Annotated in this window: 25 protein-coding genes and 1 tRNA gene; 18 read left to right on the forward strand and 8 right to left on the reverse strand. The window is 66.7% G+C overall.

The window, feature by feature from the left end:
- The first annotated feature begins 453 nt into the window (after positions 1-453).
- Entirely contained in the window at positions 454-1,047 is a 594-nt protein-coding gene (locus tag F573_RS0106920; protein WP_018869305.1) for a CBS domain-containing protein, read from the forward strand.
- Between the two features lie 26 nt (positions 1,048-1,073).
- Here the strand turns inward: F573_RS0106920 and F573_RS0106925 are convergent, their stop codons facing one another.
- From F573_RS0106925 to F573_RS0106935, 3 genes are read right to left on the reverse strand one after another with little or no spacing between them, the layout of a single operon-like run.
- Positions 1,074-2,156: a succinylglutamate desuccinylase/aspartoacylase family protein gene (locus F573_RS0106925; protein WP_018869306.1), complete on the reverse strand. Its 1,083-nt coding sequence runs from the start codon at positions 2,154-2,156 to the stop codon at positions 1,074-1,076.
- On the reverse strand, positions 2,157-3,062 hold the full coding sequence (rimK, locus tag F573_RS0106930; protein WP_019021974.1) for a 30S ribosomal protein S6--L-glutamate ligase: 906 nt from the start codon (positions 3,060-3,062) through the stop codon (positions 2,157-2,159).
- Positions 3,059-3,559: a RimK/LysX family protein gene (locus F573_RS0106935; protein ID WP_018869308.1), complete on the reverse strand. Its 501-nt coding sequence runs from the start codon at positions 3,557-3,559 to the stop codon at positions 3,059-3,061. The genes rimK and F573_RS0106935 overlap by 4 nt, the downstream gene beginning before the upstream one ends.
- Positions 3,560-3,705: 146 nt before the next feature.
- On the opposite strand from F573_RS0106935, the gene F573_RS0106940 reads away from it, so the two are divergent.
- Both F573_RS0106940 and F573_RS0106945 read left to right on the forward strand, forming a co-directional pair.
- The gene (locus F573_RS0106940; protein ID WP_026300839.1) at positions 3,706-5,895 is read left to right on the forward strand and encodes a TonB-dependent siderophore receptor; all 2,190 of its coding nucleotides are present in this window, start codon (positions 3,706-3,708) and stop codon (positions 5,893-5,895) included.
- A gap of 66 nt (positions 5,896-5,961) precedes the next feature.
- On the forward strand, positions 5,962-7,041 hold the full coding sequence (locus F573_RS0106945; protein WP_019591283.1) for a biotin/lipoate A/B protein ligase family protein: 1,080 nt from the start codon (positions 5,962-5,964) through the stop codon (positions 7,039-7,041).
- A gap of 122 nt (positions 7,042-7,163) precedes the next feature.
- Here F573_RS0106945 and F573_RS0106950 read toward each other — a convergent pair whose 3' ends face one another.
- Both F573_RS0106950 and F573_RS0106955 read right to left on the reverse strand, forming a co-directional pair.
- Positions 7,164-8,159, reverse strand: a complete 996-nt coding sequence (locus F573_RS0106950; protein WP_019021977.1) for an SPFH domain-containing protein — start codon at positions 8,157-8,159, stop codon at positions 7,164-7,166.
- Entirely contained in the window at positions 8,156-8,680 is a 525-nt protein-coding gene (locus F573_RS0106955) for an NfeD family protein (RefSeq protein WP_019021978.1), read from the reverse strand. The genes F573_RS0106950 and F573_RS0106955 overlap by 4 nt, the downstream gene beginning before the upstream one ends.
- Positions 8,681-8,818: 138 nt before the next feature.
- Here F573_RS0106955 and ppk2 point away from each other — a divergent pair, with 138 nt between their 5' ends.
- The gene (gene ppk2, locus F573_RS0106960; RefSeq protein ID WP_019021979.1) at positions 8,819-9,652 is read left to right on the forward strand and encodes a polyphosphate kinase 2; all 834 of its coding nucleotides are present in this window, start codon (positions 8,819-8,821) and stop codon (positions 9,650-9,652) included.
- 18 nt (positions 9,653-9,670) lie between these two features.
- On the opposite strand, the gene F573_RS0106965 is transcribed toward ppk2, so the two are convergent.
- Complete coding sequence (locus F573_RS0106965; RefSeq protein ID WP_038033260.1) at positions 9,671-10,666, reverse strand: serine/threonine protein kinase; 996 nt, start codon at positions 10,664-10,666, stop codon at positions 9,671-9,673.
- A gap of 103 nt (positions 10,667-10,769) precedes the next feature.
- Between F573_RS0106965 and F573_RS0106970 the strand changes: the two genes are divergently transcribed.
- The 11 genes from F573_RS0106970 to F573_RS0107020 all read left to right on the forward strand — a co-directional run bounded on the left by F573_RS0106970 (position 10,770) and on the right by F573_RS0107020 (position 20,037).
- A complete protein-coding gene (locus F573_RS0106970) occupies positions 10,770-11,579 on the forward strand; it encodes a motility protein A (protein ID WP_019021981.1) in 810 nt (269 codons plus the stop codon).
- Complete coding sequence (locus F573_RS0106975; protein WP_019021982.1) at positions 11,580-12,425, forward strand: flagellar motor protein MotB; 846 nt, start codon at positions 11,580-11,582, stop codon at positions 12,423-12,425.
- Between the two features lie 156 nt (positions 12,426-12,581).
- Complete coding sequence (gene thrS / locus F573_RS0106980; RefSeq protein WP_019021983.1) at positions 12,582-14,504, forward strand: threonine--tRNA ligase; 1,923 nt, start codon at positions 12,582-12,584, stop codon at positions 14,502-14,504.
- Positions 14,505-14,519: 15 nt separating this feature from the next.
- Complete coding sequence (infC, locus tag F573_RS0106985; RefSeq protein ID WP_081619210.1) at positions 14,520-15,041, forward strand: translation initiation factor IF-3; 522 nt, start codon at positions 14,520-14,522, stop codon at positions 15,039-15,041.
- Between the two features lie 101 nt (positions 15,042-15,142).
- Positions 15,143-15,343 (forward strand): 50S ribosomal protein L35, encoded by a 201-nt coding sequence (gene rpmI / locus F573_RS0106990; protein WP_018869319.1) that lies wholly within the window; start codon positions 15,143-15,145, stop codon positions 15,341-15,343.
- Between the two features lie 20 nt (positions 15,344-15,363).
- Positions 15,364-15,723: a 50S ribosomal protein L20 gene (gene rplT, locus F573_RS0106995; protein ID WP_018869320.1), complete on the forward strand. Its 360-nt coding sequence runs from the start codon at positions 15,364-15,366 to the stop codon at positions 15,721-15,723.
- A 130-nt stretch (positions 15,724-15,853) separates the two neighbouring features.
- Positions 15,854-16,882: a phenylalanine--tRNA ligase subunit alpha gene (gene pheS, locus F573_RS0107000; RefSeq protein WP_026300841.1), complete on the forward strand. Its 1,029-nt coding sequence runs from the start codon at positions 15,854-15,856 to the stop codon at positions 16,880-16,882.
- Positions 16,882-19,248, forward strand: a complete 2,367-nt coding sequence (gene pheT, locus F573_RS0107005) for a phenylalanine--tRNA ligase subunit beta (RefSeq protein ID WP_019021986.1) — start codon at positions 16,882-16,884, stop codon at positions 19,246-19,248. Before pheS ends, pheT begins: the two co-directional genes overlap by 1 nt.
- Before the next feature lie 3 nt (positions 19,249-19,251).
- Entirely contained in the window at positions 19,252-19,551 is a 300-nt protein-coding gene (locus tag F573_RS0107010; RefSeq protein ID WP_024329755.1) for an integration host factor subunit alpha, read from the forward strand.
- Positions 19,535-19,891: a MerR family transcriptional regulator gene (locus F573_RS0107015; RefSeq protein WP_019021987.1), complete on the forward strand. Its 357-nt coding sequence runs from the start codon at positions 19,535-19,537 to the stop codon at positions 19,889-19,891. The genes F573_RS0107010 and F573_RS0107015 overlap by 17 nt, the downstream gene beginning before the upstream one ends.
- 69 nt (positions 19,892-19,960) lie before the next feature.
- Positions 19,961-20,037: transfer RNA gene (locus F573_RS0107020), tRNA-Pro, on the forward strand.
- A 97-nt stretch (positions 20,038-20,134) separates the two neighbouring features.
- Here the strand turns inward: F573_RS0107020 and F573_RS0107025 are convergent.
- Entirely contained in the window at positions 20,135-20,635 is a 501-nt protein-coding gene (locus tag F573_RS0107025) for a DsrE family protein (RefSeq protein ID WP_018869325.1), read from the reverse strand.
- A 79-nt stretch (positions 20,636-20,714) separates the two neighbouring features.
- Positions 20,715-21,923, reverse strand: coding sequence for a protease SohB (sohB, locus tag F573_RS0107030; RefSeq protein WP_019021988.1), 1,209 nt, complete (start codon positions 21,921-21,923; stop codon positions 20,715-20,717).
- A gap of 59 nt (positions 21,924-21,982) precedes the next feature.
- On the opposite strand from sohB, the gene F573_RS0107035 reads away from it, so the two are divergent.
- The 3 genes from F573_RS0107035 to F573_RS0107045 are packed head-to-tail and all read left to right on the forward strand — an operon-like array spanning position 21,983 to position 25,047.
- Complete coding sequence (locus tag F573_RS0107035; RefSeq protein ID WP_231384396.1) at positions 21,983-22,363, forward strand: hypothetical protein; 381 nt, start codon at positions 21,983-21,985, stop codon at positions 22,361-22,363.
- The gene (locus tag F573_RS0107040; RefSeq protein WP_018869328.1) at positions 22,351-23,259 is read left to right on the forward strand and encodes a LysR family transcriptional regulator; all 909 of its coding nucleotides are present in this window, start codon (positions 22,351-22,353) and stop codon (positions 23,257-23,259) included. The genes F573_RS0107035 and F573_RS0107040 overlap by 13 nt, the downstream gene beginning before the upstream one ends.
- A gap of 3 nt (positions 23,260-23,262) precedes the next feature.
- On the forward strand, positions 23,263-25,047 hold the full coding sequence (locus tag F573_RS0107045) for an N-acetylglutaminylglutamine amidotransferase (protein WP_019021990.1): 1,785 nt from the start codon (positions 23,263-23,265) through the stop codon (positions 25,045-25,047).
- The last annotated feature ends 13 nt before the right edge of the window (positions 25,048-25,060 follow it).

The following is a 25,060-nucleotide window of genomic DNA, read 5'->3' on the forward strand; positions in this document are numbered from 1 at the left end:
TCAAGATGGCCGCTCCGGTGCGGCGCCGTCGCTGAAACGTGCGTCTATGGAGGTGGTAAAGCCACGGGGCGTCGCTGCATGGGCGACGCCAGCCGGGTGACCCGGCTCCTGCAGGAGCTGGCAACGGTTGCGGGTCATTTTGCTACAAACCTTGTATGAGACCTGTATCACAACTTGTATGAGACCTGTATCACAACTTTACAGGACCCGATGCGTGACCGTCGAGTCACTTCCACGTTGGCGGTGGAGGCATTCAGGGTTGGTAGCCCACAGATCCATCCTGCTGCTCTGTGATTGTTTCACCGCCGGCCGGTTTCTCTCGTGCCTGCGGGGACCCTGAGCGGGTCTGCGTCCGGAATGACACTGGACTCAAGATTTCTGACTACACTCCAGAGGAATGACCTTCGTGCGGGGTTCGCGCGAGGGCCGTGCAACCACGTCAAGGAGCGGTTCATGAACAACAGCTTTGCCCCCATCCAGACTCGTCCGCTGTCCGCGGATACCGCCGTGCTTCGTTGCGACGGTGTCCTGGCGCCGCGGGTGACACCGGATTCGCCGGCGGATCGCGCCATGACCGATCTGCGCAAGGTGCCGGCGGTGACGACCATGGCGGACATGCGGGCCGACGAGGCGCTGCAGCGGATGATCCATGCCGGGGTCCGTCTGTTGCTGGTGGTCGATGCGCAGGACTCGGTGAAGGGTGTGGTGACGGCCCGCGACATCATGGGCGAGGGCCCGGTGCGGGCGGCCCAGGAAGAGGGGATCCCCCGCGAGGCGGTGGAAGTGAAGCACGTAATGAGCAGGGTCAGCGAGCTGGAAGCGATGGATCTGGACAAGGTCGAGCATTCGCGAGTGGGCGACGTGGTCCGGACCCTGAAGAAATCGGGTCGTCAGCATGCCCTGGTGGTGCTGCGCCGGGATGATGGCAGCGAGGCCGTGTGCGGGCTGTTCTCGGCCACCCAGATCGGGCGCCAGCTGGGGGTGGATGTGTCCCCCGAAGGGCCGGCCCAGTCGTTCGCCGAGCTGGAGCGGTCGCTGGCGTCCTGAGCCGTCAGGGCCGGGGCGGAGGCCTCTCAGGGGCCTTCGCCGCGCCCGTTGCCGCCGTCCGCGTAGGGGTAGCCCGGCGCCTCGAGGTCCTCCTGAAAGGTTTCGAGGCGTTCCACGGCGATGTCGGTGCGGTGGAACTGGGCGATGTGGAAGACCGCGTCGCCTTCGTTCACCAGGGGCAGGCGCAACTGGCCGATCACGATCCCCGATACCGGGGCGCGGATCTCGGTCTCGCGTTCGCCGAACGGGTCGGAGACGATCGCCAGAAGGGTCTGGTCGCGGGTTACGCGGTCCCCTTCGCGCACGAAGATCCGCAGGATGCCGCTTTCCGGTGCGCGTACCCAGCTGGCGGAACGCGCCATCACTGGCTCCTTGCGCCGCCGCTGGCGGGGCGGCGCCGGCAGCATGCCCAGATAGCGCATGACCTCGATGATCCCGTGAACCCCGCCGCGGATGGAGAGCTCGTCGAAGCGCAGGGCCTCGCCGGCCTCGTACAGCAGGATGGGGACCTGCCGCTCCGCGGCGGCCTCGCGCAGGGAGCCGTCGCGCAGGGCCGAGTTGAGGATCACCGGTGCGCCGAAGGCCTGCGCCATCTCGCGGGTCTCGCGGTGGTCCAGGTTGGCGCGGATCTGCGGCAGGTTGGAGCGGTGGATCGCGCCGGTGTGCAGGTCGATGCCGTGGGTGCTGTTGTGCACGATCTCGCGCATGAACAGGCGTGCGACCCGGGCCCCCAGCGAGCCCTTGCGGGATCCGGGGAAGACGCGGTTGAGATCGCGCCGGTCGGGCAGGTAGCGGCTCTGGTTGATGAAGCCGTGCATGTTGACCACCGGCACCGCCAGCAACGTGCCCTTCATCCGCCGCAGGGCCGGCACCTTGAGCAGGCGCCGGATGATCTCGACGCCGTTGATCTCGTCGCCGTGGATGGCGGCGCTGACGAACAGCACGGGCCCCTTCTGCCGGCCGCAGACCACCTGCACTGGCATGTGCGCCGGGGTATGGGTGTACAGGCTGCCGACTTCCAGTTCGACCGTGCGCCGTTCGCCCGGCTGCACGGTGGTGTCGCCCAGCGTGACCGGGCGGTTGCGGCGGGCCCGCGGCAGTCCGGCCATTCAGCCGCGACCCTTGGTCTTGGTGCGGTTGGGCTTGGCGTTCTTCTGGATGAAATCGATGATCATCCCGGCGACGTCCTTGCCCGAGGCGGCCTCGATGCCCTCCAGTCCGGGCGAGGAATTGACCTCCATGACCACCGCGCCGTGATTGGACCGCAGCAGGTCCACGCCGCAGACGTTCAGGCCCATCACCTTGGCCGCGCGCACTGCGGTGGCGCGTTCCTCCGGGGTGATGCGGCAAAGCGCCGCGCTGCCTCCGCGATGCAGGTTGGAGCGGAACTCGCCTTCTTTCGCCTGGCGCTTCATCGACGCGACCACCTTGTCGCCGATCACGAAGCAGCGGATATCCGCCCCTTTCGCCTCCTTGATGTACTCCTGCACCAGGATGTGCTGCTTGAGCCCCATGAATGCCTGGATCACGCTCTCGGCCGCCTGCTTGGTCTCGGCCAGCACCACGCCCAGCCCCTGGGTGCCCTCCAGCAGCTTGATCACGCAGGGGGTGCCGCCGACCGTGTCCAGCAGGTCCTCGATGTCGTCCGGCGAGTGGGCGAAGCCGGTGACGGGCAGGCCGATGCCGCGGCGTGACAGCAGCTGCAGGCTGCGCAGCTTGTCGCGCGAGCGCGAGATGCCCACCGATTCGTTCAGCGGGTAGACATTCATCATCTCGAACTGGCGCAGCACCGCCGTGCCGTAAAAGGTGATCGAGGCCCCGATGCGCGGGATCACCGCGTTGAATTCATCGAGGATGTCGCCCTTGTAGTGGATCTGCGGGTTGTGCGCGGTGATGTTCATGTAGCAGCGCAGCGGGTCCACCACCCGCACTTCGTGCTCGCGCTCCTGGGCGGCCTCGACCAGGCGGCGGGTGGAGTAGAGCTTGGTGTTGCGCGACAGAATGCCGATCTTCATGGGGTTTCCCGGGGGCTGGTTGCGGGTTCGTCGTCGTGGTCCTGCTGCAGGCTGTCGGGCTGCTCCGGGGGTTTCCCCAGGGCGAAGGATGCGCCGGGGTCGACCAGAAACCGGCCCCGCATCGCCTCGCGCCCGAGCAGCATGCGAAACAGCATGGTATCGCGAGCGGTCAGGGAAAGATCCACCGGCAGCAGCGATTCACCGATGCGTACGGGCGTACGGATGAAGTAGCGGTCGCTCTGGTGGCCGCCGGAGTCGGTGACCGGGCGTACATCCAGCACCGGGGCTTCGCACCAGGTCTCGGTCGTGCTGTCGTGCTGGCGCGGGTGCATGCCGAAACGGACCCATTCGTGCCCGTCGCGCTGGAAGGTTTCAATCGCGAACGCGTGCAGCGCCGAGCTGCGCGCGCCGGTATCGACCTTGCACTTGATCCAGTCGAGCCCCAGTTCCGGCAGCCCCACCCACTCGCGCCAGCCCAGTAGCGGACGGGTCTTCATCCGCCCCTCGCGGGCCCGATTTCCGGGTACAGCCGATTGCAGTACATCAACGTCTCCTGATGAAGTCCATGTGAGCTGTGGGGATCGGTTTGCGGCCCGGCCGTCAGGTGCCTAAATTGCGCGGCTTCGGAACGGGGGAGATCACCATGACGCAACGTACCATCGGGAAGACGACTCTGGCCACGCTGCTGGCCCTGCCGGGCGCGGCCCTGGCCCAGGACGAGGCCGTGGAGCTGGCACCGGTATCGGTGACGGCCACCGGCTACGAGACCCTGATCGAGGATACGCCGGCATCGGTCACGGTCATCGACCGCGACGAAATCCGCAACCGCCCGGGGGTGGGCGTCGGTGATCTGCTGCGTGGCGAGGCGGGCCTGGCCACCGCGGTGGACGGTTCGGTGGGGCAGGACCCGATCATCCGCGGGCTCAAGCGTGACCAGGTCCTGGTGCTGGTGGACGGCGTGCGGGTCAACGCGATGCAGCCGCCGGCGCGCGGTTCGCTCGCCTCCTACGTGAACATGGACCTGATCGAACGCATCGAGATCGTGCGCGGCCCGAGCTCGGTGCTCTACGGCTCCGGCGCGATGGGCGGGGTGATCAACATCATCACCCGCAGCGGCGATTTCACCGAAGAAGAGGAAATCAACGCCTGGAGCCGTCTGGGCTACAGCTCGGTGGATCGCGGGCTGCGCAGCGCGCTGGGGGTGACCGCCTCCAACGAACGCCACGTGCTGGACTTCTCCACCGCCTATCTGGATACCGACGACTACCGCATGGGCGACGGTGATCGCCTGGACGACAGCGGGACCCGGCAGCAGGCCTATCACCTGCGATATCGCACCCGCCTGACCCCGGATCACGAGCTTGGTTTCCGTGCCCAGCGCGACGAGCGTGAGGACGTTTGGTATCTGGCGTCGCGGTCTGTAAACGATAGGGACCCGGAGAATGACCCCCTGCCGGATCAGCTCCGCGCGGCCCCGGAGGGGCTGAACACGCACTACACGCCGACGCAGACCCGTGATCTGCTGGAAGCGACCTACCAGGGTGATTTCGGCGGCGCCTGGGCGCCCCGGGTCGAGGCCTCCATCTACCGCCAGGAGCTCTCGCGCGGCAACTACGACTGGAGCCATGCGCTGGGCCGGGACTACCGTGTGTCCGACACCGATTTCACCACCGACGGGGCCCGCATCCAGACCGAGCTGTTCCCGACCGACAACCAGATCCTTCTGGTGGGCGCCGAGTACTGGCGCCTGCGGGCGAGCCCGGATTCCTTTATCGGTCATGTGAACCAGGGCTTCCGCCCTAATGATGCTGCAGCGCCGTTTGAAGTGTTGTTGACGGATCCGGATGCCCTTGAGAATCGGGCGCTGTTCATGGATCTGATCGATGACGGTCAGATCGATTCGCAGGGTATGTTTGTGCAGCACGAGACCTTCCTCGATGCCGGTACCCTGAACCTGGGTATGCGTTACGACCGTGTGGAAGGCGATGCGGATGCTGTAGTTGAAAGCGATGGCGATCTGCAGAATGTGGACCACAACCTGAGCTGGTCGGCCGGCTTCAACTGGGATCTGCGCGAGGAGGTGAATCCGTACGTTAGCCTGTCCGAAGGGTATCGTTCGGCCAGTCTTCTCGAACGCTATCTGACTTACGAATACAGCGATGGCTACCGCTGGATCGCCGACCCCCAACTGGATCCCGAGCGCAACCGGACCCTGGAGGTCGGGGCGCGCGGCCATCTGCAGGGCTTCAGCTACATGGTCTCCGCCTACGAGAGCCGGATACGCGACTACATCGGTGCGGTGGTGTTGCCGGGCACGCAGAACCAGCGTGAAACGGTCAACCTCGACGAGGCGCGCATCCGCGGGGTCGAGCTGCAGGTCCAGCGTCCGTTCACCGAGCACGTGAGCGGCGAGTTCACCGGCACCTGGATCCGCGGCGAAAACCGCGACAGCCGGTTCGACGAGCCGCTGGCGGAGATGCCGCCGCCGGAGGCCAGCATCGCGCTGCGTCGTTCGGTGGAGCAGGGCTGGCAGTGGGAAGGCCGGCTGCGCGCGGTGGCGCGCCAGGATCGCACGGCGGACCGCTTCACGGATAACACCGAACGCGAGACTTCCGGCTTCGCGACCGGGGATCTGCTGGTGGGCTATCGTTTCCAGCCGTCCGGTCTGCTGCGCCACAACGAGCTGACCTTCCAGGTGAACAACATTGCCGACAAGGCCTACCGCGAGCACGTGACCGGCCAGCGCGAGGATCAGATCGACCCGGCGCGTGGCGCGCAGGAGATCCTCGCCCCCGGCCGCAGCTTTGGCGTGGTCTGGTACGCTGAGTTCTGATCCGGCCCGCGGCCGGAGCCGTCATGGATACCGGGGCCGCGGCCCCGCTCGATCAGAGGAAGGAAGATGCGTTTGCGCGTGATCGATTTCGGGCAGCAGCCCGCACTGCGTTCCCAGGCCGTGTACCACGGCGTGGCCGAGGCGATGGGGCCGGACGACGATCCGGTCCTGACCCTGGTAAACCCCGATGATCCCTACGTCTGCGTGGGACTGCATCAGGAGATCGCCCTGGAGGTGGACGAGGAGTACTGCGAGGAACAGAACCTCCCCATCGTGCGCCGGCATGTGGGTGGCGGCGCGGTGTATCTGGACCGCGACCAGATGTTCTTCCACTTCATCTACCCGAGCGCGAAGGCCCCGCGCATCGTCTCGCAGATCTATCAGAAGTTCATCGATCCGGTGATCCACACCTATCAGGATCTGGGGGTCAACGCGACCTTCCGTCCGGTGAACGACATCCACGTCGACGGGCGCAAGATCGGCGGGACGGGTGCGGCCAGCATCGGCGATGCCACCGTGATGGTCGGCAGTTTCATGTTCGATTTCGACACCGCGACCATGGCGCAGTGCCTGAAGGTGCCGTCGGAGAAGTTCCGCGACAAGCTGCGTGCCGGCATGGAGGATTACATCACCACGCTGACCCGCGAGCTGGGCGAGAAGCCGCCGCGCGAGACGGTGCGCGAGGCATTCCTCAAGCGGATCGGTGAGGAGCTGGACGTGGACGTCGAGCTGAGCGAGCCGACGGCCGAGGAGGTCGCCGCCATCGATGAACAGGTGCAGGCCCTGGCGGATCCCGAGTGGACCTATCGCAAGGGCCGCAAGTTCGTCGAGATGGGGGTCAAGATCGCCGCGGGCACGCATCTCACCGAAGGCGCGCACAAGGCGGCGGGCGGGCTGATCCGCGCGCAGCTGATGGAGAAGGACGACGAGATCGCCGATCTCCTGCTGTCCGGCGACTTCACGGTGTTCCCCGAAGACGGCATGGACCGGGTCGCGGAGGCCCTGCACGGGATCCCGCTGGAAGAGCCGGTGCTGCAGGATGCGGTGGCCACGGCCATGTCCGGAGTGGGGCTGGATGCCCCGGGGATTGAACCTGCGGATGTGGCGGCGGCGATTCTGGCAGCCCGCCACCACGAACCGCACTGAGTATGGGTACGGCCCGAACCACGGCTCCGTAGCAGGCGCCGCGGCGAGGCCAGTGAGGTAAGGCCGTGGCGGTCGGTCCGTCCCCCGGACCGACCACTTTGCGCCTGCCGGGGGGCGCGGCGTCAGCTTCCCTGCGTCGGGGAGCCGGTCACCGGTGCGGCCGGGCTGTCGACACTGGACATCGCTCCGGCACCGAACAGGTCGCGCATGCCGCCCAGTGATCCCAGCAGGGCGGTGCCTTCCATCGGCACGAACACGCGGTCGCCCTGTTTGGCCAGTTCGGGCAGCATCTCGATGTAGCGCTGCGCGATCAGGTACTGCACGCCGGCCATCGGGTCGTCGGCCTTGCCCTCGAGGGCGGCCATCACGTTCTGGATGGCCTCCTTCTCGCCCTGGGCTACCAGGATGGCGGCCTGTTTCTGGCCCTCGGCCTTGGCGATCTCCGCCTGCTTGTCACCCTCGGCCTTCTGGATCTCGGCTTCCTTGTAGCCCTCGGCCTCGCGCACGGTGGCGCGGCGGTTGCGCTCGGCGACCATCTGCTGGTTCATCGCCTCGCGGATCTCCTGCGGGGTGTCGATGTCGCGGATCTCGACGCGGTTCACCTTCAGGCCCCACTTGTTGCCGGCCTCGTCCATCACCGTCTGCAGGCGCGCGTTGATCTCCTGGCGCGACTCGAAGATCTTGTCCAGCTCCATGGTGCCGATCTCGGAGCGCAGCGAGGTCTGGGCGAGGGTCTGGATCGCCAGCACCAGGTTCTCGGTGCCGTAGACCGCGGCCTGCGGGTCCATGATCTGGTAGTAGAGCACGCCGTCGATCTGCACGCCGACGTTGTCTTGGGTGATCACCGACTGGCTGGGGAAGTCCAGCACGACTTCGCGCATGTCGATCTTGTCCTCGGTGCGGACCACCGGCTGGTCGTTCTTGAAGGTGAGGATCGTGATCGCCCGGGGACGGTCGATGAACGGGATGATCAGGTTCAGGCCCGGCTCCAGGGTGCGGTGGTACTTGCCGAGGCGTTCGATCACCTGGGCGCGGCGCTGCGGGATCATGGTGATCCCCATGCTGAGGAAGACCGCCACGAGGACGGCGATGGCAATGAGGGTGATGAGCGTATTCATGCGGGATTCCCTTCGTTGGTGTGGCTGGAGTGGGTGCCGGGGTCGTCGCCGGCCGGGCGGACCACGGCGGTGATGCCCTGGAAACGCTGGATGCGCACGGGATCGCCTTCCTGCAGGGTCTGCTGCGGATCCTCGGGCCGGGCGGGATAGGCATCGCCCAGCACGCGCACGCCCAGCCCCCCGTTGTAGGGTTCGAGGTGCAGGATCTCGTCGCGCACTCGGGGGTCATCCGGCGGCCCCTGTTGCGGGCGGCCGGCCCAGCGGCGGCCGACCCAGAACGCCAGGGCGCCGGCCAGGATCATGCCGACCACGCCGGCGCTCAGCTGGCCGGCCAGTTCGGCACCGAAGGCGGCGGCCACCATGGCACCGAGGGCGCCGCCGGCCAGTACGAGGGTGATGCCGCCACCGCCGGACATCAGCCCGCCGAGGATGGCGAGGTCGATGATCAGGATCAGCAGGGCGGCGAGCAGCCAGATCTGCCAGGGATCGAGGGCCCCGGCCCAGGAGGCGATGTCAGCCATGATTCGGTTCCTTCCGTTGCGTGGTTCGACCCTGCCCGACTCGGCACGGGCTTGCAATGCATGGTCACGGTCCCGAATGGATGCCCGCGCCCCGCACGGGCTGTCATACTCAGGGTTTGCGATGGCCGGAGACAGCAGATGGCGGACGGGGAACGCCTGCGGCGCTTTGATGCCGAGGACTACAACAAGGAAGGCGTGCTGCGGCGCAAGGTCTATGAACGCGAGCTGCGGCGGCTGCAGGTGGAGCTGATCAAGCTGCAGCGCTGCGTGAAGGCCGAAGGCCGCCGCGTGGTGATCCTGTTCGAGGGCCGTGACGCGGCCGGCAAGGGCGGGGTGATCAAGCGCATCATGGAGAAGAGCAACCCGCGCATCGTGCGCACCGTCGCGCTGGGGAAACCCTCCGACCACGAACGCGGGCAGTGGTATTTCCAGCGTTATGCCGCGCACCTGCCTACGGCGGGCGAGATCGTGCTGTTCGACCGTTCCTGGTACAACCGGGCCGGGGTCGAACGGGTGATGGGCTTCGCCTCGGAAGAAGAGGTGCAGCGCTTTCTCCATGCCTGTCCGACGTTCGAGCGACTGCTGGTTGAAGACGGCATCGAGCTGTACAAGTACTGGTTTTCGGTCAGCGAACAGGAGCAGGAACGCCGCTTTCAGGCGCGGGTGGAGGACCCCGTCAAACGCTGGAAGCTCTCGCCCATGGACCTGAAATCGCGTGAGCTGTGGCATGAATTCTCGAAGGCCAAGGACGACATGCTGCGCCATACCGATACCGCGCATGCCCCATGGCGCATGGTGGATGCGGACATCAAGCGCCACGCGCGGCTCAACTGCATCGCCGATATCCTGGAGAATATCCCTTACAGCGACCATCCACCCGAGAAACCGGAGCTGGAACCGCGCGTCTGGGCCCACGACCAGGAAGCGCGTGGCCCGCTGCTGACGGGCAAGTACATCCCCGCACGCTACTGACGGGGCGTCCGAGAGGCCTCAGGGCAGGTTCAGCGGGGGCTCGTCGAGGGCGGCGCGCTGCTCGCGCAGCGTGAGGATGTGCTCCTCCCAGAAACGCGGCGTGTAGAACACCGGGAAGCCCTGGACGAAGGCCGGGTCGTCCGCGCGCCGGGCGAGCCATGCGGCGTGGCGCAGGATGCGCAGGGCCCGCAGCGGCGCGATCAGGGCCAGCTCGCGGCGGTCGAAGGGACGAAAGTCCTCGTATCCCTCCAGCAGGTCCAGCAGCTGTCCGGTCATGGTCGGCGTATCGCCGGACAGGAACATCCACAGATCCTGCACCGCGGGCCCGGTGCGGGCGTCGTCGAGATCGACGAAATGCGGGCCGGCATCGGTCCACAGCAGGTTGCCGCGATGTGTGTCGCCGTGCAGGCGGATCGCCGGGACTTCGCCCAGTATCGGCTCGAAGTCCCGCAGACGCTCGACCAGATCGGCACTGAGGTCGCGGTAGACCGATACCAGCTCCGGCGGCAGATGCGCGCCGGACAGGACATCCTCGCGGGCCGCGGTGGCCAGACCGGCAAGGTCCATGATCTCGCGATGCAGGAACGGGGCGGCGGCGCCGACGGTGTGGATGCGGCCGATGAAGCGTCCGATGCGTTCCAGCACCTCGGGCTGTTCCAGATCGGGACTGCGGCCCCCGCGCTGCGGATACAGCGCGAAGCGGAAGCCGGCGTGTTCGTGGAAGGTCTCGCCGTCGGCATCGGGCAGGGGGGCGACCACCGGGATCTCCGCCGCCGCCAGCTCGAGGGCGAATGCGTGCTCCTCGCGGATGGCGGCATCCGACCAGCGCCCGGGGCGGTAGAACTTGCCGATGATCGGCCGTGATCCTCCGTGAGTATCTTCGGTGCCGATCTGGTAGACGCGGTTTTCGAACGAGTTGAGTTCCAGCAGGCGCCCGTCGCAGCGCAGGCCGGTGGATTCCACCGCATCCAGGATGCATTCGGGGGTCAGGGCGTCGTAGGGGTGGCTGCTCATGGCGCGATTGTGACACAGCCGCGACCCGTGCGGCCGCGCACGGGTCGAGCGCATATATTAGGATGACGCCATTCCATCCAGGTCTTTTTCTGCGGAGTCCCACTTGGACAAGGCAACTCTTTTCGGCGTGGTGCTGGGCTTGGGCGTGATCTTCGGCGCCATTGTCCTGAGCGGTCAGGCGGCGGATTTCTGGCACCTGCCGGCGGTGCTGATCGTGGTCGGCGGCACCATGGCCGCTACGTTCATCAAGTTCCCCTTCCGCCACGTGATGAGCTCGTTCCGCGTGGCGGTGAAGACCCTCTATCACCAGGAGGATGACCCCCGTGGGCTGATCGAGCGCACCAAGGAACTGGCGCAGGTCGCGCGCAAGAAGGGGCTGCTGGCACTGGAGGACGAGGAGACCCCCAACGCGTTCTACGCCAAGGCCCTGCAGCTGTCGGTGGACGGTTTCGAACCCGAGCGTATCCAGCACGTGCTGCGCGAGGATCTGGAGCTGTCGCTGGAGCGTCACGAGACCGGACAGAAGGTGTTCCGGTCCATTGGCGAGCAGGCGCCCGCCTTCGGCATGATCGGAACCCTGGTCGGGCTGGTGCAGATGCTGGGTAACCTGGAGAGCCCCGAAGCGGTCGGCCCCGGCATGGCCGTGGCCCTTCTGACAACGCTTTACGGCGCGATCTTCGCGCAGCTTGTGGCCCTGCCCATCGCGGACAATCTGGAAATGCGGGCGCGCTCCGAGCACATCACCCGGAACCTGATCGTGGATGCCGTCAACTGCATCCACCAGGGCTTCAACTCGCGCATGATCGAGGAGATGCTGCTGCCGTACCTGCCCAGCAAGCAGCGCGAGAAGGCGGCCGAGGAGCTCGAAAAGCAGGGACAGGCCGAGGGGCAGCCTCAGGGGTCGTCTTCGTAGATGGCCGTGCGCAGGAGCAAGAAAGGCGAGGGCGGCGCACCGCGCTGGATGACCACCTTCGCCGATCTGATGGCGGTGCTGGTGGTGTTCTTCGTGATGCTTTACGCCTTCTCCACCATCGACGCGGAGAAGTACGAGCAGATGGCCGATTCGCTGCGCGAGGTGCTGGGCTCCACCGAGGTGGAGGAGGAAGTGCCCGCCATTCCGGAACCCACCGTTATCGACCTCGAAGGCCGCTCGCCGGAGCCGCGCACCGTCGAGGAGCCGGAACCCGAACCGGAATACCGCGAGCAGGACGAGATCACCGAGGCCCTGCGCGAGGCCCTGCAGGACGAGCTCGAGCAGGGGCTGATCGACATGGCGGAAGACGACGCCGGTATCCTGCTGCGCTTCGAAGAGCAGGCCGCCTTCGAGATCGGTGAAAAGGACCTGAACGTGGACTTCGTGCCGGTGCTGGAACGGGTGGCCGAAGTGCTGGCCGAGACCCCGGGCCAGATCGTGATTGCCGGGCATACCGACGATCTGCCGATCCGCAGCGAACGTTTCCGTTCCAACTGGGATCTGTCCACCGCGCGGGCGGTCTCGGTGGTGCACGTGATGGAGGACACCGGGGTGGAGCCGGCCCGCATGCGCGCCACCGGCCATGCGGATACCCGCCCGCTGCGCCCGAACGTGGATGCCGAAAGCCGCGCCCGCAACCGGCGGGTGGACGTGCTGCTGATGGACGCCGACGACGCCGATCCGGGCGGGGGGTCGACCGACATCATCGAGGGAGACACGGGGACGAATGGGCCGGTGCCGCTGGATGAGGCCGTGCCCGAAGCCGACGGAACGGCGGGCGAGTAGTCGCGGCGCAGGGGCGCCGCCCTGCCGTCGGCACGGGATTCGTGTCGGGGCGGGCAGGGTTCGTGATAACCTTTGCATGAAGGTTATCCGAATTTATTTCATTTTCTGAATCAGCGACGTTCGACCCCGCGTATGGGTCGGCGAAGGAGTTTCGCAATGCCTGCAGTATCCCTCCCCGACGGCAGCCGCCGCGAGTTCGATCAACCCGTCACCATCATGGACGTGGCGAAGGATATCGGCACCGGCCTGGCGAAGGCGGCCGTCGCCGGCAAGGTGAATGGCGAACTGGTGGACGTGCGCCACGAGATCGACGACGACGCCGAGGTCGCGATCGTCACCGACCGCGATCCGGAAGGCGTGGAGATCATCCGCCACTCCACTGCGCATCTGATGGCGCAGGCGGTCAAGGAACTCTTTCCCGATGCCCAGGTGACCATCGGCCCGACCATCGAGAACGGGTTCTACTACGACTTCGCGTATGACCGCGGCTTCACGCCGGAAGATCTGGAAAAGATCGAGAAGCGCATGAAGGAGCTGGCGAAGCAGGATCTGCCGGTGGAGCGCTCGACCATGGACCGCGACGAAGCGGTGGAGTACTTCCGCAACATGGGGGAGGAATACAAGGCCGAGATCATCGAATCCATCCCGCAGGGCGAGACCATCTCGCTGTACCGTCAGGGCGATTTCATCGACCTGTGCCGGGGCCCGCACATCCCGTCCACCGGCAAGCTGAAGGCCTTCAAGCTGACCAGCGTGGCCGGGGCGTACTGGCGCGGCGATTCCGACAACGAGATGCTGCAGCGCATCTATGGCACCGCGTGGCCGAACAAGCAGCAGCTGGAAGAGCATCTTCATCGCCTGAAAGAGGCGGAACGCCGCGACCATCGCAAGATCGGCGCGGAGCTGGACCTGTTCTCCATCCAGGACGAGGCCGGCGGCGGTCTGGTGTTCTGGCACCCGAAGGGCGCGCGCATCCGCCGCGAGATCGAGAACTTCTGGTACGAGATGCACGAGAAGGCCGGCTACGACTTCGTCGTGTCCCCGCACATCGCCAACCTGGAGCTGTGGCACACCTCCGGCCACGCCGAGTTCTATGCCGACTCGATGTACGAGCCGATGCAGGACGAGCACCAGGCGTTCCAGCTCAAGCCGATGAACTGCCCGTTCCATGTGCTGATGTACAAGGACCGGCTGCATTCCTATCGCGATCTGCCGATCCGCTGGGGCGAGATGGGCACGGTGTACCGGCGCGAGATGTCCGGGGCGCTGCACGGCCTGATGCGCGTGCGCGGGTTCACGCAGGACGATGCCCACATCTTCTGCCGCGAGGATCAGATCGAGGCCGAGGTCATGGGCGTGATCGACCTCACCCTGGAGACCCTGCGCACCTTCGGCTTCGAGGATTTCGACGTGAATCTGTCGACCCGGCCGGATGACGCCGTGGGATCCGACGAGATCTGGGACCACGCAACGCGCGCCCTGCGCGGTGCGATCGAGAAGAAAGGGCTGGAATACAGCCTGGACGTGGGCGGCGGCGCCTTTTACGGCCCCAAGATCGACATCAAGATCCACGACGCGATCGGCCGCCAGTGGCAGTGCTCGACCATCCAGCTCGACTTCAATCTGCCCGAGCGTTTCGACATGGAGTACGTCGCCGAGGACAACGAGCGGCGCCGCCCGATCATGATCCATCGCGCCCTGCTGGGATCGGTGGAACGCTTCTTCGGCGTGCTGATCGAGCACTACGCCGGGCATTTCCCGACCTGGCTGGCCCCGGTGCAGGCATCGGTGCTGACCATTACCGAACGCCAGGATGATTACGCCCGGGACGTGGCGCGGCGCCTGCGCGAGCAGGGCTTTCGCGTCGAGCCCGACTTGAGAAACGAAAAGATCGGCTTTAAGATCCGCGAGCACACGCTTAAGCGCGTGCCGTACCTGCTGGTGCTCGGAGACCGGGAGATGGAAGAGGGCAAGGTCGCGGTTCGTACCCGCGACGGCGAAGACCTCGGTACCATGTCCCTGGATAAACTGAGCGAACGCCTCGGGAAAGAGGTGACCAGCCGGGGCACCGGAACCTGAACTGGAGAAAAGGCCATTAGCGCAGCGAAAACCGTTCGCCTGAACGATCAGATTACGAGTTCGAAAATCCGGCTGATCGACGCCGAAGGCGAGAACCGGGGGATCACCACCATCGAAGAGGCCCTCGACATGGCCCGCGACTCGGGGCTGGACCTGGTGGAGATCTCGCCGAACGCCGAACCGCCGGTCTGCCGGATCATGGATTACGGCAAGTACAAGTTCGAACAGTCGAAAAAGGCGCAGGAAGCCAGGAAGAAGCAGAAGCAGATCCAGATCAAGGAAGTGAAGTTCCGTCCCGGGACGGACGAGGGCGACTACAACGTCAAGCTGCGCAATCTGCGGCGCTTCCTGGAGAATGGTGACAAGGCCAAGGTCACCATCCGTTTTCGCGGGCGCGAGATGCGTCATCAGGAGCTGGGTAATCAGCTCCTGGACAAGATCGAGCAGGACGTGACCGACATCGCGGTGGTGGAACAGCGCCCCAAGATGGAAGGACGTCAGATGATCATGGTGATGTCGCCCCGCAAGAAGCAGTAGGGCGGACATCGACAAGGGGCGGCGGGTCTCCGCATACCTGATCGCCCTTTCCACAAACGACCGGCCCTGCGGGGAACCGGTCCCAAATGCCGGAGCAGAAAATGCCGAAGATCAAGACCAACCGGGGTGCGGCCAAGCGCTTCACCCGTACGGGGTCGGGAAAGTACAAGCGGTTCCAGTCGCACCGCAGCCACATCCTGACCAAGAAGTCCACCAAGCGTAAGCGTCACCTGCGCAGCCCGGCGATGGTGCACGAGGCCGACACGGCCGCCGTGCGCAAGATGCTGCCCAACCATCGTTGAACTGACCGAGGAATCGAGACATGCCACGAGTCAAGCGCGGTGTAACCGCTCACGCCCGTCACAAGAAGGTCCTCAAGCAGGCGAAGGGGTACTACGGGGCACGCAAGAACGTCTATCGCGTTGCCAACCAGGCGGTCATCAAGGCCGGCCAGTACGCCTATCGTGACCGTCGCCAGAAAAAGCGCGACTTCCGTTCGCTGTGGATCGTCCGCATCAACGCCGCTGCGCGGCAGTTCGACCTGTCCTACAGCCGCTTCATGAGCGGGCTGAAGAAGGCCGGCATCGAGATCGACCGCAAGTCGCTGGCCGATCTGGCGGTGCACGATCTGACCGCATTCGGCAAGCTGGCCGAACAGGCGAAAGCCGCCCAGGCGGCCTGAGATCCCGCAGGATCACCGCCGTCCCGGCCCTCCGCGCGAGGAGGGGACGGCCGGCAATCCCGGATCATGCGGGAATCCCGAAAGGGGAGGGTTCAGGCCCTCCCTTTTTTGTTTGCAAAGGGGATAGTACGTGGAGCAATTGCAGGAGCTGACCGACGAGGCGCTGGCGCGTGTCGAGGCCGCCACGGACCTCAAGGCGCTGGATAACGTTCGGGTCCATTATCTGGGCAAGAAGGGCGTGCTGACCGCCCAGCTCAAGGAGCTGGGACGGCTGCCGGCGGAAGAACGTCCGGCCGCGGGACAGGCGGTGAACGCGGCCAAGGAACGGGTGGCGGAGGCCATCGAGGCGCGCAGGACCGCACTGGCCGAGGCCGAGCGGGAGGCACAGCTGGCGCGCGAACGTGTGGACGTAACCCTGCCGGGGCGCCGGTCCGCGGGCGGGGCGCTGCACCCCATCACGTCGACCATCGAGCGCATCGAACATTTCTTCGCCGGTCTCGGGTTCCGCGTGGCGGAGGGCCCGGAGGTGGAAGACGACACCCACAATTTCGAGGCCCTGAACATCCCGGCGCATCATCCGGCGCGGGCGATGCACGACACGTTCTACTTCGATGCCCACCGCGTGCTGCGGACGCATACCTCGCCGGTGCAGATCCGGGCGATGGAACAGCAGAAACCACCGCTGCGCGCGATCGCGCCGGGGCGGGTCTACCGCTGCGATTCGGATCTGACCCACAGTCCGATGTTCCATCAGATCGAGGGGCTGTGCGTGGACGAGGACATCACCTTTGCCGATCTGCGCGGGATCCTGGATGCGTTCCTGCGCGGCTTCTTCGAGCGCGACGATCTGGCCACACGCTTCCGGCCGTCGTATTTCCCGTTCACCGAGCCCTCGGCCGAGGTGGACATCCAGTGCGTGCACTGCGGCGGCGACGGTTGCCGGGTGTGCAAGCACACCGGCTGGCTCGAGGTGATGGGCTGCGGGATGGTGCACCCCAACGTGCTGGGCCATGTCGGGATCGACCCCGAGGAATACACCGGGTTCGCGTTCGGCCTGGGCGTCGAACGCATGGCCATGCTGCGCCACGGGGTCAATGACCTCCGGCTGTTCTTCGACAACGACATCCGCTTCATTCGGCAATTCGGGCAGGCAGGCTAATGCGCATCAGTATCGAATGGCTGCAGGACTGGCTGCAGATCTACGAGACCCCGCAGGATCTCGGGCACCGGCTGACCATGGCGGGGCTGGAGCTGGACGCCATCGAGCCGGCGGCGCCGGCGTTCCACGGCGTGCGGGTTGGCCGCGTCACCGCGGTGGAGCCGCACCCGGACGCCGATCGCCTGCGGGTGTGTCAGGTGGAGGCGGGCGAGGCCGAACCGCTGAACATCGTCTGCGGCGCACCCAATGTCTATACGGGGATGGTGGCACCGGTCGCGATGATCGGGGCGGAGCTGCCGGGCGAGTTCCGCATCAAGCGCTCGAAGCTGCGTGGCGTGACCTCCGAAGGGATGCTCTGTTCCGCACGCGAGATCGGCCTGGCCGAGGACGCCGAGGGGCTGCTGGATCTGCCCGCGGACCTGGAAATCGGCAGCGACCTGCGCGCGGCGCTGGGGCTGGACGATCATGTGCTGGAGGTCGACCTGACACCCAATCGCGCGGACTGTCTGGGCATGCGCGGGATCGCCCGCGAGTGCTCGGCCCTGCTGGACCGGCCGCTGCAGGTCCGCCCGGCGCCCGCGGTGGAAGCGACGCTGGATCGACGCGTGCGCGTGACCGTCGATGATGCACAGGCCTGCCCGATCTACTCGGGACGGATCCTCGAGGGCCTGGATGCCCGGGCGCCCACGCCGCTGTGGATGTCCGAACGCCTGCGCCGGGCCGGCGTGCGCCCGCTCTCCGCGATTGTCGACGTGACCAACTACGTGATGCTGGAGCTGGGTCAGCCGCTGCATGCCTTCGATGCCGACCGTGCCGGCGAAGTGATTCGCGTGCGCCGGGGCGGCGAGGGCGAGTCCCTGACCCTGCTGGGCGGCGAGCAGACGGTCGAGCTGTCGCAACGGGATCTGGTGATCGCCGGAGAGACCCAACCGCTGGCGCTGGCCGGAATCATGGGCGGAGCCGCTTCGGCGGTGGATGACGACACCACCCGGGTGGTCCTGGAATGTGCCCATTTCGCGCCGCGTGCGCTGGCGGGCCGGGCGCGCGAACACGGGCTGCATACCGATGCGTCGCATCGCTTCGAGCGGGGTGTGGACCCCACCCTGGTGCCGCGCGCGATGGAGCGGGCCACCGAGCTGTTGCTGGCGATCTGCGGCGGCGCCTGCGGGCCCGTGGAGACGGCCGGGGACATCCCGTCGACGCACGATGAACGGCCGATCACCCTCCGCGCCGGACGCATTGAGCGTCTGCTCGGGGTCGCCCTGGAGGACGGTGAGGTGGAGCGCATCCTGCGGGCGCTGGACTGCGTGGTGGAGCCCGGTGGCGACGGCACCTGGCGGGTGTTGGCTCCGCGTGCGCGCTTCGACCTGGAGCGCGAGGAAGACCTGATCGAGGAACTGGCGCGGGTGCACGGGTATGACCGTCTGCCGCGCACCCTGCCGGGCGCGGTGCCGCCGGTGACGCCGCCGGGTGGCCTGAAGGCGCTGCGGGAAGGCCTGACCCGGCGCGGGTTCCACGAAGTGATCAGTTTCAGCTTCATCGACCGCGAGGTCTCGCAGCGCTTCTATCCCGAGGTGGAGCCTCTGGCACTGGCCAACCCCATCGCCTCCGACATGAGCGTGATGCGCCCCGGCCTGTGGCCGGGGCTGGTGAGCACGGCCGCATGGAACACGGCCCGGCAGCAGTACGACCTGCGGCTGTTCGAACACGGCCTGCGCTTCGTGCCCGGGCCTTCCGGTCTGTCCCAGGAACCCCGGCTGGCCGGGCTGCTGACCGGACGGGCCATGCCCGAGCACTGGGAGACGGCATCCCGCGAGCTGGACTTCTTCGACGCGAAGGGCGAGGTGGAGACCCTTTGCGGCAACCTGGCGGAGCCGTTGCGTTTCCGCGCGGAAAAGCATCCCGCGCTGCACGATGGTCAGAGTGCCCGTGTGCTGGCGGGTGAACAGGCGATCGGATGGGTGGGCAAGCTGCATCCGTCGCTGGCGGAGCGCTTCGACCTCGGGGCGCCGGTGTTCCTGTTCGACCTGGATGCACGGACCGTCAGTACCGACCCGGTAGCGCAGTTCCGGCCCTTGTCGGCTTATCCCTCGATCCGGCGGGATCTGGCTCTGGTCGTGCAGGAGGACGTGCCCGCCGGGGATCTGCTGGCGGCGATCGGCGAACTCGAGCTGGAGCTGCTGCGTGACGTCCGGCTGTTCGATGTCTACCAGGGCAAGGGCTTGAATCCGGACGAGAAGAGTCTGGCTCTGGGCTTGATTTTGCAGGCATTTGATCGCACGCTTGATGACTCCGATGTGACCGCCGTGACCGATGCGGTGGTGGCGCACCTCGAAAGCCGGTTCAATGCGACCCTGAGGCACTGATCGATGGCAGCTGTGACCAAGGCGGATCTGGCCGCCACGCTGAACGAGGAACTGGGCCTGAACAAACGTGAGGCCAAGGAATTCGTCGAAATGTTCTTCGAGGAGATGCGTCAGTCGCTGGAAGACGGCGAGGGCGTGAAACTCTCGGGGTTCGGCAATTTCGTACTGCGCGACAAGAACCAGCGTCCGGGGCGCAATCCCAAGACCGGCGAAGAGATCCCGGTCTCCGCGCGCCGGGTCGTGACCTTCCGTCCGGGCCAGAAACTGCGCGAACGGGTCGAGAGCTATGCTGGAAGCGAGTAATCACCAGGAGCTGCCGGCGATCCCGGGCAAGCGGTATTTCACCATCGGGGAAGTCGCCGAGCTGTGCCTGGTCAAGCCGCACGTGCTGCGTTACTGGGAGCAGGAGTTCCCGATGCTGGAGCCGGTCAAGCGGCGCGGCAACCGGCGGTACTACCAGCGTCAGGACGTCATCCTGATCCGCCAGATCCGCGCGCTGCTGTACGAAGAAGGCTATACCATCAGCGGCGCGCGGCAGAAGCTCTCCGGGGATGAGGCGCGCGAGGATCACCAGCAGGCCCGGCAGATCATCCAGGACACGATCCAGGAGCTGGAGTCGGTACTGAAGGTGCTGCGGAACTGAGCGTGCGGCGGCCACCGGGGATCGCCCCCCTTTCGCGATCGGCCCCACTCGATTACCATATGTCGCGTTCGGGGCGTAGCGCAGTCTGGTAGCGCATCTGCATGGGGTGCAGAGGGTCGCAGGTTCAAATCCTGCCGTCCCGACCAATACAGCAAAAAGGCCGCCGGGGTTTGCCCCGGCGGCCTTTTTTGTGTCCTCCGATCTGCAGTTTGGCCGCAGTCGGGAAGCCGGGTGCTCACTTGCTCACTGCATGTAGGAATACCCCTCCTGCTGCAGGTGGATGATCTCGGAGTCGGCCATGGGGACAATCTCCACGAACCCGTGCACGTCCTCGGGCTCGATGCCGCGCAGGGCGGCGGAGGCCTCGCACATGCGGATGTCGATGTTGCCGGCGCGGGTCAGGGACTCGGCGCGGCGCATCAGGTCACGGTGTTCATCGAACTGATCGCGGGTGAAGAAGGGCACCTCGCGGCCGTGCAGCACCAGCACGATGTGTGAATCGAACGGATCGGCCTCGTAGACGTTGTTGAGCATGCTGACGCGGTCGAGGACGAAATCCATCTCGTCCGCGGTATCCACGGCCACGTCATATACCACGCGGGCCGGTTCGTACTCCTTCTGGTTGACCTCGGCGGAGCCCCAGGGCATGTCGTCCTGTGCCGGGGCGGTCAGCGGGGCGCCCAGCAGGAGTGCCCCGGCGACCAGGCTGGCGAGCGGACCGATACGGCTTGCGTGTGCGGACATCACGTTCTCCCTTGCAATGTGGGCTGGCTATACCAGCAAGACGCATGGACGGGCCGGATCCATTCCGTCAGCGTGTGCGTCAGCGTGGCGGCTCGCCCGGCCCGCGGGCGTGTTCTTCGGGGCTGCGGGCGTGCAGCACGCGTTCCAGCAGTTGTTCGGCGGCCATGCCGATCCGCCGGCCGATCGGTTGCGCGCGGGTATAGGAGACCTCGAAAACCTCGGCTTCACGCGCCAGTTTCATCAACAGGTCGTCGCTGGTGCCGATCTCGTCGGCCAGCCCCAGGGCGCGGGCCTGGTCCCCGTACCAGTGTTCGCCGGTGGCGACCCGGTCCAGTTCCAGCTGCGGGCGGTAGCGCTGCAGGAACTGCTTGAACAGTTCGTGGGTTTCGTCGAGGTGATCCTGGAACTTGCGCCGGGCGGCGTCGGTATTCTCGCCGAACACGGTCAGGGTGCGCTTGTAGTCCCCGGCGGTCAGCAGTTCGAAGTCGATGTCGTGGCGGTCGAGCCAGCGATGCAGGTTGGGGATCTGCGCCACCACCCCGATGGAGCCGAGGATGGCGAACGGGGCGGCGACGATGCGATGGCCGACCGCGGCCATCATGTAGCCGCCACTGGCGGCCACGCGGTCGACCACCACGGTGAGATCCAGTCCTGCCTCGCGCAGGCGTCCGAGCTGCGAGGCGGCCAGCCCGTAGGACGGCACCATGCCGCCGGGGCTCTCGAGGCACACCACGGCCTGGTCGCGGCCGGGCTCGGCCAGAGTGAGTACGGCGGTGATTTCTTCGCGCAGGTTGTCCACTGCCGACGCCCGAATGTCGCCCTGAAAGCGCAGCACGAAAACCCGCGGCGCGGGGGCCTCTTCGTGTTCGAGTTCGATCACGGTGGGTGATTCGCTGACCGGCTTCCCGCCGGGTGCGGAAGAAGCGGACGGCTCGGCCGGCGATTCGGCGGTGTCGGCGTCGCTTTCCCCGGCGGATTCTGTCGACCCATCGGGGGTCCCGTTGCCCTGGCTATTGCCATTGCCATCAAAGGGGTGTCCGGGCTGGCGGCGCCGGCGCAGGCGGTCTCGCAGGCGCTGCAGGCGGGTGCGCGGGCCTTCCACCGCGCGGCGCACGGTCTTTTCCATGCGTGCATAGCGGTCGTTCAGGCGTTTGACGTTGAGCTGGTCGGGCCGGCGCTCGCGGCTGCGGGCGATCAGCCCGACAAAAGCGCTCATCAGGATCAGCACCGCCATGACGGCGGTGACAACCTTGGCGAAGAACAGTCCGTAATCCTGCAGCAGTTCCATGCGATTCCTCGGGGTCGGCGGGTGGTCGACGCATCGTCTGTGCGTGCCATAATGCCACCATGATTGCTTCTGACGCTTGGGACCCGCGCGCTCCGGGTCGTTTTCATGGTTGCGAGGATGCCGGCGGGCCGGAACCCGAGCCGGTGCTCTACCGCGATGTGCCGGTGCTGACGCTGCGTCAGGTCGACGAATGGAACGGCCAGCCCAAGGGCACGGCGTTCCGCATGTTCCGGGCCCGCGAGGGTGAGCTGGAAGAGGGGCGTGACTTCTTCCTGATCCGGCGGGGCGAGGAGCCCGAGCTTGCCGAGCAATGGCGTGCGGCCGGCACCATCTATCCGTCGACCGTGCACGTGGTCCTGCTGGGAGCCCGGGCGGTGGAGCGCATGCGTGCGGAATGGCATGCGCGCACGCACAGCCCGGACTGCGGATGTCCCGGGTAACCCTCGAGCAGTGGCGCATGCTCAAGGCGGTGGTGGATGCGGGCGGTTTCGCCCGCGCCGCCGAGCGGGTGCACAAGAGCGCCTCCAGCGTGAATCACGCGGTGCAGAAGCTCGAGGAACAGCTGGGGGTCGAGGTCTTCGAGCTGCAGGGCCGCAAGGCGGAACTGACGCCGGCGGGCCATGCGCTGTTGCGGCGAGCCGAACACCTGCTCGAGGAGGCCGCGGATATCGAGGCCCTGGCCGGCGCGCTGGCCACCGGTGTGGAATCGGAACTGCACCTGGCGGTGGAGCAGATCATCCCCGCCGCGCGGGTCATCCACGCCCTGGAGGCGTTTTCGCGCGAACAGCCGGCGACCCGCATCCAGCTGCACGAGGTGGTGCTGGAGGACGGTCCGCAGCGCCTGGAGCAGGGGCGCGTGGACATGCTGCTGGCGCCCCAGGTGCCCTCGGATTTCCTGGCGCAGGAAATCGGGGAACAGACCATGGTGTGTGTCGCTCATCCGGGGCACCCGCTGGCGACCTCCGGCGCTCCCCTGACGCGTCGCAATCTGCGCCCGCACCGCCAGGTGGTGCTGCGCGATTCGGGTGCCCGTGGCAACGGTGAAGGCGGCTGGCTGGACGCCGATCAGCGCTGGACCGTGGGGCATGTGTCCACGGTGCTGGAGGTGCTGCGTTCCGGGGTCGGGTTTGCCTGGGTCCCGCTGGACCGGGTCGCCGCGGATCTGGACGCCGGGCGCCTGACGGAACTGCCGCTGGAGGCGGGCGGGCGTGTGCGCGTCCCGTTCTATCTGACGCTAGCCGATGGTGACGCGGCCGGCGTCGCCGGGCGGGCGCTGGCTGACGCGCTGCGCACGGCCTTTCAAACTTCGCCAACCTCGACCGGGATGGATCCATAACCCATGTGCGGAATCGCCGGAGAATTTGTCTGGGGCGAACGGCGCGCGAACGCGGATGCGGTCGCGCGCATGCTGCCCTGTCTGGAACGCCGCGGCCCGGATGCCGATGGCCTGTGGGCCTCGGGCCGGGTGGCGCTGGGACACCGGCGGCTGTCCATCCTGGACCTGTCGCAGCGGGCACACCAGCCGATGTTCGACCCCGGGACCGGGCTATCTCTGGTGTTCAACGGGGCGATCTACAACTTCCGCGCGCTGCGCAGCGAGCTCGAGGGGCGCGGTCACCGGTTCTTCTCCAGCGGTGATACGGAGGTGATCCTGCGCGGGTATGCCGAATGGGGCGAGGGCGTGGTGGCGCGGCTGCACGGCATGTTTGCCTTCGCGCTGTTCGACGGGGAACACCAGCGCCTGCTGCTGGCACGCGATCGCATGGGCATCAAGCCGCTGTATCTCGCGCGCACCGGCGACGGGGTCCGGTTTGCCTCCAATACCGCGGCCCTGCTGGCCGGCGGCGGCGTGGATACCGAGCTGGATCCCGAGGGCCTGCACATGCTGTTCTCGCTGCATGCGGTGGTGCCGGCGCCGCGTACGGTGTTGCGGGGCGTGCGCAAGCTGGAACCCGGTCATTACATCACCATCGATGCGCGCGGCCAGGAGCGCCGCGAGTGTTACTGGCAACTGCAGGCCCGGCGCCCGGCGGAAGCGGTCGGCGACGCGGAATGGCAGGAGCGCATCGAACACGGCCTGCGCCGCGCGGTGCGCCGCCGACTGGAAGTCGCGGACGTCCCGGTGGGGGTGCTGCTGTCGGGCGGCCTGGATTCCTCGCTGCTGGTGGCGCTGGCCATGGAAGAGGGGGCGCGCGACCTGCGGACATTTACCGTCGGGTTCGAGGATCAGCCCGAGGAAAAGGGCTCCGAGTTCGAGTATTCCGATCCGGTGGCGGAGCGTTACGCCACCGATCACCAGGCCACGCTGATCCCCAACGATCAGGTGCTGGCACGGCTGCCGGAGGCGGTGGAGGCCATGGCCGAACCGATGTTCGGGCAGGATGCGGTGGCTTTCTATCTGCTGTCCGAACAGGTCTCGCAGCACGTGAAGGTGGTGCAGTCGGGCCAGGGGGCAGACGAGGTGTTCGGCGGCTATTTCTGGTACCCGCGGATGGCGGAGGACCGCCACGGCGACTGGGTCGAGCGATTCCGCCGGCACTACTTCGACCGCGATCACCCGGAGATGGCCGAGATGCTGCGTCATCCGCCGGCGGACGACATCACCGGGGACTGGCTGCGCGAGCAGTTCCGCCAGTTCGAGACCGACCGTGCGGACTCGTTCATCGACGCGGTACTGGCGCTGGACGTGACCACGTTGATCGTCGACGACCCGGTCAAGCGCGTGGACAACATGACCATGGCCTTCGGGCTGGAGGCGCGGGTGCCGTTCCTGGATCACGAGCTGGTGGAGACCGCCGCCGCGATGCCACCGCATCTGAAACTGGGCGACGGCGGCAAGGACGTCCTGCGGCGCATCGCCCGCGGTCGTCTGCCGGACGCGGTGCTGGACCGGCCCAAGGGCTATTTCCCGGTGCCGGCGCTGAAATACGTGCGCGGCGAGTTCCTCGAGTTCATGCGCGACATCCTCAACTCGCGTGCGGCGCGCGAGCGCGGGCTGTATCAGCCGGCCTACATCGACAAACTGCTGGACGCCCCGGACCAGTATTTCACCCGGATCCAGGGTTCCAAGCTGTGGCACGCGGCGCTGCTGGAGTACTGGCTGCAGGTCCACGTGGATGGCTGAATGCCGTGCCGGA

The sequence above is a fragment of the Thioalkalivibrio sp. ALE23 genome (genome assembly GCF_000378545.1).
In the GTDB taxonomy this organism is placed as follows: domain Bacteria; phylum Pseudomonadota; class Gammaproteobacteria; order Ectothiorhodospirales; family Ectothiorhodospiraceae; genus Thioalkalivibrio.